Raw genomic sequence first — 14,005 nt, 5'->3', positions numbered from 1 at the left:
TTCCTCCTTGGTGTGGTTAACAATTTTTAAGCTTGCAGCAACGCTGCCTTTTTCTTTCTCAAGCTGAGTAAGGCCAGGAGCAAAGCGAATAATGCAAAGCAGCCGCCAACGACTAATGCTGTTTGAAATCCCGACAGCATAGCTTCGTTGGACGATGCATCGGTTGCCGAAGCCGTCACCGAGCTCGCGACCGTAGCCAGAATAGACAATCCGAGGCTTCCTCCTAGTTGCAAGAACGTATTTACGATACCGCCTGCCACACCATGCTCCTCAAGTCGCACATCCCTCACGGAACCTACGATGATAGCCGTAAATCCGGCTGCCGTTGAGAGACCTAATAGAATGAAGACCGGTAAAATAAATGCAGCATAGACGCTGTCCATGGACATGGTGCTTAACCAGAACAAGCCGAGTGCATTAACGAGCTGCGAAACAATCAACAACATTTTCGCTCCGAATATACGCATGAAGTAAGGCGTAATTTGCGTGGCTAGAACGGACGATAAACCGAGCGGTAGAAAAGCCAAGCCCGTTATTAATGAAGAATAGCCAAGCGCATGGAAATACAGCGTTGAGAAATAAATAAATGCGGTCATGAAGGAATACATTAAAAATCCGATAATATTCGATGATACCAGCGAACCGATACGGAACAACCGGAGTGGCATGAGCGGGTTTTTGGCGTATTTCTCGATGAAAACGAATCCGACCAGAATAAGTGCTCCGACGATTAAGGTTACGATTTTCGTGGTCGACCAACTGCCATCGAGATCAGGCATGGATAACCCGTATACGAGAATGAATATGCCTAACAGCACGGCAATTGCGCCGGGCAAATCAATGGATTGCTTGTTCTTTTGCTCCATCGGCCGTTCTTTAACAAACACTAACCCGATTATGATCGCAATCCCGAGCGGGACGTTCAAGAAAAACAAGGATCGCCAACCGAGCGAGTCTGTCAGCAACCCGCCAACGATTGATCCCGCAGCGAAACCGCCCGAACCTAATGCGCCGAATATGGCAAAAGCTTTATTCCGTTGCGCGCCTTCTGGAATCGACGTACTAATCAACGACATGGCTGCGGGAATGGACAGCGCCGCGCCGATCCCTTGAATCGCCCTGCTCGCAATGAGCCAAACCGGATTCATCGCGAATCCGCCGGCGAGCGAAGCAGCCGCGAAAATCGCTAAACCGAGCGTCAACACGCGTTTCCTCCCGATCAAGTCGCTTGCACGTCCGCCGATTAGCAGAAAACAAGCGAAGGTGAGGACATATGAAGTGACGATCCACTGTAAATTATTTGTATTCATATGCAGCGACGATTGGATCGCCGGTAACGCCACGGTCACCGTGGAGGAATTCATGACTTCCAAAAATTGTGCAAGACAAACTAAAATCAATAACAACATATTCGCTTTAGAAATCCGATCACCCACGTAATTAACCCTCCTCTTTTCGTTTATTTAATTCTTGGTGCTCCACTGCGCATGAACCGTCTAGGCAGGCGAGCTCTTCCGTATCCCCACCTGCGGAACGAAATTGAACGACGGGATGCTCCTCCGCCCAAGCTTTCTCTAGCGCCTCGACAAATACTTCTTTCGTCTGCGCCCCAGAGATGGCGTATTTTCCATTAATTAAGAAATAAGGCACGCCTCGAACACCTAACTTCTGAGCTTTAAGCTCGTCCGCTCTTACCTCGGCGGCGTATTGCTCACTGTCTAGCATCGCGGCTGTCCCAGCAGCGTCCAATCCGACTTCCACGGCAATCATCACAAGTGTATTCGTGTCCCCGATATGCAAGGAATCGGTAAAATAGGCTTTGTACAACCGTTCCAACAATTCGTTCGTTTTTCCGAATTGCGCGGAATAATGAAGTAGACGGTGCGCATTAAATGTATTCGTGTGTATCGCAGTATCATAATTGAATGTCAAACCGTCTAGTTCTGCACGCTTTGTGATATCATCATGTACAGCTTTCATATGTGCTCTCGTCGATCCGAATTTCTTGGCGGATAGCCCATAAATATCATCGTTTACGTGAACCGCCATGTGCGGATCAAGTTCAAAGCTGCGATATACGATTTCCACTGAATCGCGATGCTCGAACTTTTTTAACCCTTCTTCAAACTTCCTTTTTCCTATATAGCAATATGGACACACAATATCCGTCCAGACCTCTATCTTCATGGATTTCTCCCGCTTTCTGGATGTTTTTTTGCCGGAAAGGAGAAATACTCTCTCCTCTCCGGTTGCATCTTACTCGTTATGTTTTAATGAGATGTTGTGTTCGTTTCATTCACTTTTTGCTCGACTCCGGTACGGGAAGCCGTCATGATCGTGTCATATAATCGGTGACGTTTGAGAGCATGAACGAAGTCCGGCGTTTCATTCGTGCCTTCGCGAAGATCTTTAGCCAAGCTCGCGTAAAATTTCCCGATGTTGCTTGATCTTGCCGGTCCTTCGGGAATCGATTTGATATCTTCGGTGTATTGGCTTGGAATGACGATCTCGCCGATCGTCTTGTCTTCGCCTTTGCCGCCCCTCAATTTCAGCTCGGTATTTTGCATATTTCCGTTGAAATCGGCGGTGATGACAAGCTCGCCGTCCGTGCCGATGATCTCCCAACGCAAGTCGAAGTCCCGCGAAGTTCCGCTGCGGTATAAGGTTGTCGCTAACACGCCACTTTCAAGCGTGCCTATTATGGCCATGTGATCCGGAGCCGTCACTTTAAGTGTCGTCCCATTATCCGCGATTTGAACTTCAGGGTGACGAACTTCAAGCTTCGCGGACACGTTATTGTAATCGCCGAGCACGTAATTCAGCCCGTCGATCGCGTGAAGTCCTGCGGACGCCAACATGGTCGCGCCGGCGTTCACGTCGTACGTATAAGCGAATTTTTGGATCGTAACGGGTTCCCAGATCAAGGCTGTACCAGATAATGTAGTTGCGAGCACGTTGCCGATATAGCCTTGAGTGATCAAATCGCGGGCATGTTGGATTGCCGGAGAGTAACGCGCCTGCAAGCCAATAAACGTCCGAACGCCAGCCTCCTTAGCACGGTTCACCAAGTCTTGCGCTTGTTCCGTGGACATGCCAAGCGGCCATTCGCTGTATACCATTTTGCCTGCTTCAATAGCAGCTCGGGCGATATCGTAATGGTATTGCACATTAATAGCAATCACGACAAGGTCTACGTCAGGATGCTGAATCAAATCCTGGTAATTATCGAATCCAGGAACACCGAACGCTTCGGCAGCCGCATCTGCGGATTCGCGGTTGCTCGTGCTCACCGCAACCAGTTGGAAGTCCGGCAACGCTTGAACCGCCGGGATGTGCGCGGCGACAGCCCACCCTGGGTTGGACGGACTTGCTCCTATAATACCTACACCGATTTTCTTATGATTGGCTTGCTGTTGATGATTGGACATTGTAATTCCTCCTCTAATCTAATTGGCAATCGCGAACCTCGGACTCATTCCCTAACGATATTGACCCACCTGTACAAGATGGATAAGATATGTTCTAATAAGAGTTATTCGAGCTCGTTAGTGGACTGCGGTCCGCTTGTTAAACAATATAACCGGATCATGGTCCGGTTGTCAAATGGATAATATTAATAAACGGGGGAAATCTAATGTTGGAGAAAAACCTTCGCAAAGATGCGGAAATACGCAGACAAGTCATTTTAGAAAAGGCAGCTGCTTTATTCGCTGAATATGGGGTCGAGCATGTCAGCATGCGTCAGATCGCCCGAGAAGCTGGAGTCGGGCAAGGCACACTTTACCGAAGCTATAACAACAAAGGGGAATTGTGCTGGGATCTCATCGGCGAAAGCTGCATCCAGAACTACGATCGGATCCAATCATTTTTAGGGGAACATACTTCCAGCCCGATTAAAGATCGTTTGGAAACCGTACTTCTGTATCATTTGGAGTCGCTTGAGACGCATTCTCCCGTTCTTGCAGCCATCCAGGCGAACAGTGGCGGTGATGAGCAGCAAAACGTTCCTTTCTATTCAGAGCATTACGAATCCATTCATTCCGTTATCGTCCAATTATTGAACGAAGTCGCGAAGAATACGGAGAACCTCGCCCTCGATGCTGTTTTTACGTCGGATGCCATCATGGCGATATTGCGTCCTGATGTTTATATTTTCCAAAGACAGCATCGCGGTTATTCACCAGAAGAGATTAAAAACAAGCTCTTTCATGTGTTTATTGAGCCGCTATTCCATAAGTGATGAACATGGTATTGCATTAATAACGCAAAAAAAAACAGCCAGCTACGCAAAGTAGGGGGCTGTATTATGTGTGCCAAATACCAACCACAAAGCTCATCGATGCAAAAGGTTTGCGCTAAAAGGTATAACAAATCCCGCCCGATCGGAGTCACTCCATCGGGCGGGATTTGTATTAGAAACGAAGGTTGAAGATGATAAGAAGAAGATGGAATGAAACGAACTCATCCTTTTTCAAGGGACGGACTACTCGTTACTTGTGCGCCAAGGAGACGTCGCGATAACAGAAAGGCATAGGCCAGAAAGGCTACCACGATAAAACCGTACAACAAGTAATAGCCCCCGATACGGTAAAATAGGCTGCCAACGATCGGGCTGAGAGCCATTCCCATATATCGGAAAAGGTTGTATGCTCCAACAGCGGTCGCACGGTTTTTCGTGAACGCTCCAGTCAGCAGCGTGGTTTGCACCGGAAGAGAGAGTCCGAGAAATAAGCCAAATAAAATAATGCCAACCAGCAGCCATTGTAAAGAAATTGCGTAGAAGATCAGAAAAAACAGGATCGAAATTGCATTTAGATAAGTTGTCAGAACGAGCAGTTTTTCCCCTTCTATCCGTGTTTGAATTTTCCCGCCCAAATAACTGCCAACCACGATGCCAAGCGACATCGGCAGAAAGACAAGCCCCTTTTGCTCAGCTGACAAGCCGTAACGCTCGGTTAAAATATTCGGCAAGAAGACCAGGAAATAATAAAACGCGTAATATTGAATGAACCCAAGATAGATAATGGACGATCCGATCCGATTCTGAAGAATGCCTGCAAAATCCCGCAGTTGAAAGCGCGCACCTTCGATGTTGTCCGGCTTCGTTTCCTTCAAATAAAGGTAGTTGAAAACCAACACAAGCATACCCGTTGCCGCAAGTGCGAGAAATACGGAATGAAAATTGAACAGTCCGCTAAGGAAGCCGCCGATGACCGGCCCAAGCACAGGGCCTAACGAAACCAGCATTTGAAAGGTTCCCATCGCTTGGCCGCGTTCTCTGCCTTCGAATAAATCGCTGATGACCGTAACGGCCACGACAGATCCCGCAGCGATGCCAATCGCCTGCAGCGCTCGGAAGACCAACAGCAGCGCTATCGTGTCAGAGAAGAAACAGCCAACCGAAGCCATAACATACAAGGTTATTCCGAACAGCATGACTTTGCGGCGGCCCTTCAAGTCCGTGAGCGGACCATAAATCACCTGCATCATGGCAAGAAATAAGGTAAACACGGAAATCGTCAAGTTGACAACGAATGAGGTGGAGTGGAGCTGACTGGCAACCTCGGGTAACACCGGGGTGTAAATGGTTTGTGTGAACGGTCCAAGAAATGCAGCAAACGCAACAAGGTAAACGACGAATTTACGATTCATGATGCTCAGTCCTTTCTTTGAAATTCCTATTATCATCGTAATTGAAATCTGTTATTTATTCCAATGCATTTCATGCTATAATCTCATTGATTAGAAGGAATGAATGGGGTGTACGGAATGGAACTTCTTCAACTGCACTATTTTCTTGCGGTCGCTCGTTCAGAGCATGTGACCGAAGCTGCCCGGAAACTGCATGTCACACAATCGTCATTGAGCAAAACGATTCAACGCCTGGAGGAGGATCTAGGCGTCTTGCTATTCGATCGAATCGGCAGGAAGTTGCAACTGAATGAGTTCGGAAGAAGATTTCTTCGGCGTGCAGAAAGGGCTTTGTTTGAATTGGAACAGGGGAAGCAGGAACTCAGCGATTTAGCCAGCCCCGATCATGGCGCACTTGAATTAGGAGTAACCAGCGCAAGCGTATTACCCGACATTCTTCGGAAATATCGAAAAAAGCGGCCGAATATTCAATTTCACGTCCAAATGCTGACTACACAAGAAATGATTATGCTTCTAGAGCGAGGTGAGGTCGATTATTGCTTGTCCTCGCCTCCTGTTGAACGGGATGAGATCGAATGTCAAGTCGTCTTCATCGACCCCATCCTTGTTGCAGTTCCGATGGGGCATCGGTTGGCGGAGCGAAGCAGCGTATCTTTGAGCGAACTGAAGGATGAATGGTTTGTCGGGCTAAAAGTTGGCTACGGTACACGCGATTTAATGGACCCCGTGTGCAAATCGGTTGGATTTACCCCTCATTATGTGTACGAAGGGGATGAACCGGCAAGGCTGGTCAATCTGGTGGAAGCCGAAATTGGCATAGCTTTCATACCAAGCACGGCTAGAAATGATCGAGCACAAATTAAATATTTGCAAGTAGAGACTCACGAAGTGGTGCGGAAAATCGCATTATTATGGCATAAGAGTCGTTACATATCACCGGCAGCTCTGGATTTTCATGAGGTTGTTGTTGAATATTTTGAGGGGTTATCCAAAGAGACCCAACTATGAGATGAGGTGTTAGCTATGAAAACCATAGGACTGATAGGTGGAATGAGTTGGGAATCTTCCTTGCTTTATTACCAAATTATCAATCAAGGCGTAAAGGAAAAGCTAGGTGGGCATCATTCCGCAAAAAGTTTAATGTATTCGGTGGATTTTCACGAAATCAAGACGCTGCAACATGAAGGAAAATGGGATGAAGCCACAAACATCATGATGGAATCAGCTCAAAAACTCGAAGCAGGTGGTGCAGATTTCATCGTCATATGCACGAATACGATGCACAAGATGGCAAAAGAAGTAGAAGAATCGGTATCCATCCCCTTACTGCATATTGCTGACGCAACGGCAAGGGAAATTGTTAAATGTGGCATAAAAACAGTCGCTTTACTAGGAACTGCTTTTACGATGGAACAAGCTTTTTATAAGGGTAGACTTACTGAAAAGTTTGGACTTAACGTAATCGTTCCAGGCGAAGCAGACAGGAAAATTGTACATGATATTATCTACGAGGAGCTTTGTCTCGGAATTATGAATGAAAATTCGAAACAGTCCTACTTGGCGATAATCGATCTTCTTGTCCAAGATGGAGCGGAAGCGGTCATCCTTGGTTGCACGGAAATCACTCTGTTAATATCTCAATCGGACTGCAAGGTTCCTGTATTCGATACAACGAAAATCCATGCGGAATACGCCGTAGACTTTGCAATTAGTAATAAATGTATATAACTAAATTATACGGGTCTATTCCCGATAGATATCGCTTATAATCAAAGCATCAATGAATAGAGGAGGCATTTTACATGGAAAACTTAACGATTTATATCACCGTACCAACATCAAAGGGTGGACCCCTTGCTTAAAATGTTAGCGGTGTACACCCTTTGATGTGTTAGTTAAATAACACGAAAAAGGGGTAAAACCATGCGTTTTCCAGTGAAAAAGTTTTTTTCTTATTACAAACCCTATCTACCCTTGTTTCTTAGTGTATTGGCTTGTTCCTTTATCGTTTCTGCTGTGACATTGCTGTTTCCGCTGCTCGTTCAGCATATAACGAAAGACGTTTTGCAGGGGGACTTGTCCTCAGCATTAAGCAGCGTGTATAAAATTGGCGGGTTGATGCTTGTTTTAGTCGCGATCCAAAATATCGGGAATTACTTTGTAGATTTCAAAGGTCATGAAGTTGGCGCACGCATGGAAAGAGATTTGCGCAGCGAGCTGTTTGCACATATGCAGACGCTTTCCTTTGGTTTTTATGATAAGGAAAAGACGGGGCGGCTCATGTCTCGGATAACGAATGACCTGCTGCTGCTTTCCGAACTCTACCATCACGGTCCAGAAGACTATGTGAAATACCTTGTCCGCTTTATTGGAGCATTTTTCATTTTATTTTCCATTAACGCCAACTTAACGATAGCCGTGTTCTGTTTCTTTCCGTTTTTAGGTGCTTTTTCATTGTATTTCAATAAGAAGTTAAACCGTGCCCTTAGAAATAACAAGGAGCGAATCGGGGACGTAAACGCTCAGGTAGAAGATAGCCTATCGGGCATCCGTGTCGTCAAGTCGTTCGCTAACGAGCATGTTGAAATCGAAAAGTTTGAGCGGACCAATAATCATTTTCTCGATAGCAGAAAGAGAACATACAAAGCGGAAGCGTATTTCTACAACGCTGTGGAGTCGATCATCCAGCTGATTACCATTACGGTGATTATCTTTGGCAGTGCCAGTATCGTTCGCGAGACACTCCATATAGCGGATTTGATCACTTTTTTGCTATATATCAGCTTTATGATTGAACCCATACAACGGCTAACGCATATGAGCTCTCAGTTGCAAGAAGGAATAACGGGCTTTCAGCGGTTTATGGAAATCATGCATGTAAAGCCGACGATTGCCAACAAACCGAATGCTTTGATTCTTCCTGAAGTACATGGAGACATTGAATTTAGGGAGGTTTCCTTCCGGTATGAAGCCCACTTGAAACCTGTATTAAATAATGTATCGCTACGCGTGCAACCTGGAGAGTATGTGGCGCTAGTAGGGCCGTCCGGTGGGGGGAAAACGACATTATGCTCCCTGATCCCCCGTTTTTATGAAGTAACCCATGGGGATGTATTATTGGATGGAAATAATGTCCGGGACCTCGAACTGAGGTCATTAAGAAATCATATCGGGGTCGTACAGCAAGATATCTTCCTTTTCGCGGGAACGGTGATGGACAATATCCGGTACGGAAACCCGGAGGCGGACGAAGCCGCAATTATCGAGGCCGCGAAACGCGCGAATGCCCATGATTTTATCATGAATTTATCGAACGGTTACCATACCGAGATCGGGCAGCGAGGCGTTAAATTGTCAGGTGGTCAAAAACAACGGCTAAGCATCGCTCGTGTATTTTTAAAGAATCCGCCCGTTCTTATTTTAGATGAGGCTACAAGTGCACTTGATAACGAAAGTGAGAGCCTGGTCCAGGAATCACTGGAGTTATTAGCAAAAGGGCGAACCACGATTGTCATTGCCCATCGACTTTCCACGATCCGTAATGCCGAACGCATTATCGTATTGACAGAGGGCGGCATTATGGAACAGGGAACGCACGAAGTTTTATTAGCACGAAATGGTGTTTATGCCCAGCTGTATGCCAAGCAGTTTGAATTACAAGTATAAACGCTCAAACCCCAAATCGGCCTTCTTTTAAAAACAGGTATTTCCATTAATTGGAATGTATCTGTTTTTTTATTTGCTGCTTCAGCTCCACTTAACTCTAGGTAACTTAGTATAAAATTATTTACTCCTTCTCATAACAGGAATGACTATTTATAATTGATAATAAAGAATAAATGATGAGGTAGACATGCAAATCATTCGTGATGTTCGCAAGTTTGTTTCGATCCCCGGAGCGAGAACGCTGCTTACTATGTTGTTTCTCTACGGCATAGGAACCGGTATTTTAGCGCCAATGAATGCTGTGTATCTCAACGAGAGTGTAGGGCTTTCGAAAGATCAGATCGTTGCTGTTTTCGCGGTAGCCCTGTTCTGCAATATGGCCATTACGATTACTGTTGGATGGATCAGTGACCGGCTGAAGAACAAGAAAAAGCTCCCGGTAATAGCCGCCATTCTTTGCATCATCGGATTGTTCATTTACATGAATGCTTCCGATTTTCGGAGTGCGCTCATTGGCATGACGATAACGGTTGCACCGTCCGGATTAATTATGGGGCAGCTGTTTGGCATGGCTAGAAATCATTTTGCCCGCAGTGCCGGTGAGATTGTGGAGATGGCTCAAATATGGCTTCGGGCCACGTATAGTATTGGTTTTTTTACGGGGCTGCTGCTGGGAGCAAACATCTTCCTTATTGCAACGTTTAAAGGCGTGCTGTGGGGAAATTTGGCCGGCTATGTAAGTTTGGTCGTTCTCTTGCTGGTGTACAAAGAGACAACGGGTGAACCGGGAGTAAAGCAAGCTGTGAAGGGAGAACCGTTCTCCATTGTTATGCTGATTGCACTGCTTATGCTCGCTTGTGCTGATGCCATTCGAGGCTTATATTTACAGCTTGTCGTATTAAAGTTGTTCGGTAAGCCGGAGATTATGTCCTATATATGGAGTGCACAGGCGGTATTCGAGCTGTTTTTCATGACACTGGGCGGATACTTGGCGGCACGGTACGGTAGCAAGAAGATTATTTTACTCGGCGGTTGTTTCGCACTCGCCACCTATTTGACGTATACGAGCAGTACCTCGCTTCCTGTTTTCTTTGCCGTCCAGCCGTTGTATTCGTTTTTTGTTTCGATTCTGTACGGAGTTGCCATGGGGTATGTGCAGCGGATGTTTTTAAGCCGAACAGGATTTGGGGCAAGCCTGTACGTGTTCATCTCGCAAACAGCATCTTTAATCGGATATTTCTTGCCTCTGTTCATTCAGGGGATAACGCCGAAAATATTCATCATTCCAAGCTCGCTTGTAGCGCTATCGTTACTTATTATCGGAATTGTGTTATACAGGGAAAGACGATTGAATAGGAGAAATTCGATCGTCATCGAGCAACTGTGAACACTTGAAATATTTCCCGAGCAATAAAAGTTCGTAAAACTAAAATCTGGAGGGATTCGTTATGCGATATCGGAATTTGGGGACAAGCGGATTGGAAGTTTCGGTGCTGGGTTTGGGGACAAATGCATTTGGGGGGCGCGCAGACAAAAATACCTCGATTCGAGTCCTGCATCATGCAGTGGATAATGGGATTACGTTTATTGACACTGCAAATATTTATACAGGCACGAAATCGGAAGAGATCATCGGAGAAGCGTTTGAAGGACGGCGCCACGAAGTGCTCCTTGCGACAAAAGTGGGGATACAACGAGGAGAAGGCCCGAATACAAGAGGTTCCTCGCGTCAACATATTCTAAAGGAACTCGAAGGAAGTTTGCGCCGTTTGCGAACAGACTATATTGACTTGTATCAGATTCATGTTTTTGATCCGAAGACTCCGCTTGAAGAGACGCTCCGTGTTTTGGACGATCTGGTGACGTCCGGAAAAGTGAGATATGTAGGCGCTTCAAATTATGCAGCCTGGCAAATGATGAAAGCCTTGTCCATTAGCGAAAAGGAGCGGCTTGTGAAGTATGTTTCGGTGCAGCCCGGATATTCATTGGTTGACCGCGGTGTGGAAAAGGAGCTCCTTCCATTCTGCGTGGATCAGGGAATCGGCATTATTCCTTATTTCCCACTTGCAGGAGGAATTCTTACAGGGAAATATTCGGGGGGTTCTGTACCAAGCGGATCACAGTTGGATATGAATCCTAACTTCGTGCGGCGTGTGAACTCCGCTCGCGTGGAGGTCGGGGAACAGGTGGCGAAGATCGCGGCGGAGATCGGCACATCGGCCACGGCTCTTTCGCTGGCCTGGTTGTTGCACCAACCTGCAGTAAGCACAGTTATCGCCGGGGCGACCCGTGAATCCCAAATCGATGAGAATTTGAAGGCGGTTAATCTTGAGCTTACCGAGGACGTTCTGAAAGCGCTTGATGAAGTAAGTAAAGATTTTGTTTATTCGCCTCCGTTTTGAGGTAGATCGAAATCATGAGAAGATGGAGGTGAATACTGAGTGATATATGAATTGAGAATCTATACCATTCATCCAGGAAGAATCGATGCGATTCGAAAGCGTTTCTCCGATCATACGCTTGGCATTTTTGCCAGACTAGGCATGCAGGTGTGTGATTTCTGGGAGGATTTGGAGGAGCAGCCCAAGCTCTATTACACGATGAAATATGAAAGTATGGAAGAAAGAACAAGACAATGGGAAGTTTTCTCGCAGGACAAGGAGTGGAACGAAGTAAAGCAGAAATCTGAAGAGGACGGGAAAATTGTTGCATCTGTCGAGCAGATTTTTATGAAAAGAGCGGAATACTTCGTGCTTTGACTAGTGCGAATATTGAGGAGCCCAGGCCAGGTATACTGCCGGGTTCTTTTTTATATGTCCAAGTATTTGAAAATGTAAAAAGTTGAGTTATAATAGATTTGAAATTATGTTCATTATGAATGAACATAATTTCATGATAAGAAGAGGACGGAAACATATGGGCGGAGACAAACTGGAGAAAATTGTAGATGCGGCTCGCATGTACTACCAATTGGATTATAGTCAACAAGATATAGCCAAGAAGCTAGGCGTATCTCGTCCGACTGTATCCCGATTTTTGCAGCAGGCAAAAGAAGAGGGAATAGTCCAGATCAAAATTATGGATCCGACCGAAAATAAAGAACTTTTAGCCGAACAATTGGAAGCAAAGTTCCGGCTCAAAAAGGCGGTCGTCGCTTCGGTCCCTGAATATGAAGATCATATCGTTAAGAAATATATTGGGGAAGCAGCCGCTGTATATTTAGATGAAGTCGTGAAAGATGGCGACACGATCGCGATGACTTGGGGAACAACGCTCTACGAGGTAGCCTCTCATTTGCCGAATAAGCTTGTGAAAGATGTGACTGTCGTTCAACTGAACGGTGGTGTCAGCTATTCGGAGACGAATACGTACGCTTCTGAGATTATTCATCTTTTTGGTAATGCGTTCAATACTACTCCGCATTTATTGCCATTGCCAGCGATCGTGGATCACGCAGTTGTGAAGCAGGCGATTGAGGCGGATCGGCATATCCGTAAAATTCTAGAAATTGGCAAGCGTGCGAATATCGCTGTGTTCACCGTTGGTGTACCTTCGGAAGATTCGGTGCTGATCAAAGCGAATTATTTCTCCGAAGCCGATCTGGAGATCATCCACGCGAAGGGTGCGGGTGATATTTGCTCTAGATTTATCGATCTGGAAGGCCGAGTGTGCAGTGAAGCGTTGAATCTTCGCACGATTGGTATCGATCTCGCTGAATTGAGAACGAAAGAGAAATCAATCCTCGTCGCAGGCGGCATGAAGAAGGTCGAAGCCATCTACAGTGTTATTAAAGGTAACTATACGAATACATTGATTACAGATCAATTTACCGCACAACATTTATTGGCTTATGCCAATGAACAATCACAATGAATAATTGGAAAAGTAAAAGGAGTAAATCCCATGGAAAATAAAGACATTGCTCAAATGATAGATCACACGCTTCTGAAGCCGGATGCAACGAAGAGTGAAATTTTGAAGATTTGCAGCGAAGCCAAACAATACAGCTTTGCTACAGTCTGCATAAATCCAACGTGGGTCTCGCTTGCAGCGCAAGAACTCGAGGGCTCGGGCGTAGGCATTACTACTGTTATTGGCTTTCCTTTGGGTGCAACCACAACATTCGCCAAAATGGCTGAAACACGCGACGCCATCGCGAACGGAGCGACGGAAGTGGATATGGTGCTGAATATTGGCGCGTTAAAATCCGGAGATTTGGACACTGTGAAAAAAGACGTCGAAGGCGTCGTTCAAGCGAGCAACGGCCAAGCGGTCGTTAAAGTGATTCTGGAAACAGGGTTGCTGACCAATGAGGAAAAAGCAACGGCTAGTAGGATCTGCAAAGAAGCTGGAGCGGATTTCGTGAAAACATCGACAGGTTTTGGACATGGCGGAGCAACAGTGGAAGATATTGCGCTGATGAGGAAAACAGTTGGACCCGAAATGGGCGTTAAAGCATCTGGCGGCGTGCGCGATCTCGAAACAGCTCGCAAGATCGTTGAGGCCGGCGCAACGCGGATCGGTGCAAGCTCCAGTATCGCCATCGTTACCGGCGGCAAAGGACAAGGCTATTAAAAAAAGGAACAGACGAATCCTTAGGATTTGGTTCTGTTCCTTTTTTTTACATTTTCAAAAGAGCTAAACAAATCGGGAGGACAAATTTCCAATTTCGGACTGTATTCATAAC

Annotated in this window: 13 protein-coding genes; 9 read left to right on the top strand and 4 right to left on the bottom strand. The window is 46.0% G+C overall.

Translation table 11 applies throughout. From position 1 onward, the window contains the following. Window positions 1-26: 26 nt before the first annotated feature. The 3 genes from GON05_RS31425 to GON05_RS31415 form a co-directional block, all read right to left on the bottom strand. Window positions 27-1,436 (bottom strand): MFS transporter, encoded by a 1,410-nt coding sequence (locus GON05_RS31425; protein WP_157324959.1) that lies wholly within the window; start codon window positions 1,434-1,436, stop codon window positions 27-29. A 4-nt stretch (window positions 1,437-1,440) separates the two neighbouring features. After that, window positions 1,441-2,187, bottom strand: coding sequence for a DsbA family oxidoreductase (locus GON05_RS31420; protein WP_157324957.1), 747 nt, complete (start codon window positions 2,185-2,187; stop codon window positions 1,441-1,443). Between the two features lie 83 nt (window positions 2,188-2,270). Beyond that, window positions 2,271-3,428: a Gfo/Idh/MocA family protein gene (locus tag GON05_RS31415; RefSeq protein WP_157324955.1), complete on the bottom strand. Its 1,158-nt coding sequence runs from the start codon at window positions 3,426-3,428 to the stop codon at window positions 2,271-2,273. 206 nt (window positions 3,429-3,634) lie between these two features. Between GON05_RS31415 and GON05_RS31410 the strand changes: the two genes are divergently transcribed. After that, complete coding sequence (locus GON05_RS31410; protein ID WP_157324953.1) at window positions 3,635-4,240, top strand: TetR/AcrR family transcriptional regulator; 606 nt, start codon at window positions 3,635-3,637, stop codon at window positions 4,238-4,240. A gap of 221 nt (window positions 4,241-4,461) precedes the next feature. Here the strand turns inward: GON05_RS31410 and GON05_RS31405 are convergent, their stop codons facing one another. Continuing rightward, a complete protein-coding gene (locus GON05_RS31405) occupies window positions 4,462-5,688 on the bottom strand; it encodes an MFS transporter (protein ID WP_157324950.1) in 1,227 nt (408 codons plus the stop codon). An 81-nt stretch (window positions 5,689-5,769) separates the two neighbouring features. Here GON05_RS31405 and GON05_RS31400 point away from each other — a divergent pair, with 81 nt between their 5' ends. The 8 genes from GON05_RS31400 (at window position 5,770) to deoC (ending at window position 13,893) form a co-directional block, all read left to right on the top strand. Further along, entirely contained in the window at window positions 5,770-6,660 is an 891-nt protein-coding gene (locus GON05_RS31400; RefSeq protein WP_157324948.1) for a LysR family transcriptional regulator, read from the top strand. 15 nt (window positions 6,661-6,675) lie between these two features. Continuing rightward, on the top strand, window positions 6,676-7,380 hold the full coding sequence (locus GON05_RS31395) for an aspartate/glutamate racemase family protein (protein ID WP_157324946.1): 705 nt from the start codon (window positions 6,676-6,678) through the stop codon (window positions 7,378-7,380). 195 nt (window positions 7,381-7,575) lie between these two features. Next, the gene (locus GON05_RS31390; protein ID WP_157324944.1) at window positions 7,576-9,318 is read left to right on the top strand and encodes an ABC transporter ATP-binding protein; all 1,743 of its coding nucleotides are present in this window, start codon (window positions 7,576-7,578) and stop codon (window positions 9,316-9,318) included. A 187-nt stretch (window positions 9,319-9,505) separates the two neighbouring features. Next, window positions 9,506-10,705: an MFS transporter gene (locus tag GON05_RS31385; RefSeq protein WP_157324942.1), complete on the top strand. Its 1,200-nt coding sequence runs from the start codon at window positions 9,506-9,508 to the stop codon at window positions 10,703-10,705. Window positions 10,706-10,766: 61 nt separating this feature from the next. After that, complete coding sequence (locus GON05_RS31380; RefSeq protein WP_157324940.1) at window positions 10,767-11,720, top strand: aldo/keto reductase; 954 nt, start codon at window positions 10,767-10,769, stop codon at window positions 11,718-11,720. Window positions 11,721-11,759: 39 nt separating this feature from the next. Next, window positions 11,760-12,077 carry an NIPSNAP family protein gene (locus tag GON05_RS31375; protein ID WP_181646291.1) on the top strand — a complete coding sequence of 106 codons (318 nt, stop codon included), beginning with the start codon at window positions 11,760-11,762 and terminating at the stop codon, window positions 12,075-12,077. Between the two features lie 157 nt (window positions 12,078-12,234). Continuing rightward, complete coding sequence (locus GON05_RS31370) at window positions 12,235-13,191, top strand: sugar-binding transcriptional regulator (protein WP_157324939.1); 957 nt, start codon at window positions 12,235-12,237, stop codon at window positions 13,189-13,191. A 30-nt stretch (window positions 13,192-13,221) separates the two neighbouring features. Beyond that, the gene (gene deoC / locus GON05_RS31365) at window positions 13,222-13,893 is read left to right on the top strand and encodes a deoxyribose-phosphate aldolase (protein WP_157324937.1); all 672 of its coding nucleotides are present in this window, start codon (window positions 13,222-13,224) and stop codon (window positions 13,891-13,893) included. Window positions 13,894-14,005: the final 112 nt, after the last annotated feature.

Origin of the sequence: Paenibacillus anseongensis, assembly GCF_009757995.1 — a bacterium.
GTDB lineage: Bacteria > Bacillota > Bacilli > Paenibacillales > NBRC-103111 > Paenibacillus_E > Paenibacillus_E chondroitinus.
The sequence above is the reverse complement of the archived record's forward strand: the minus strand, read 5'-3'. Positions and strand labels throughout refer to the sequence as shown.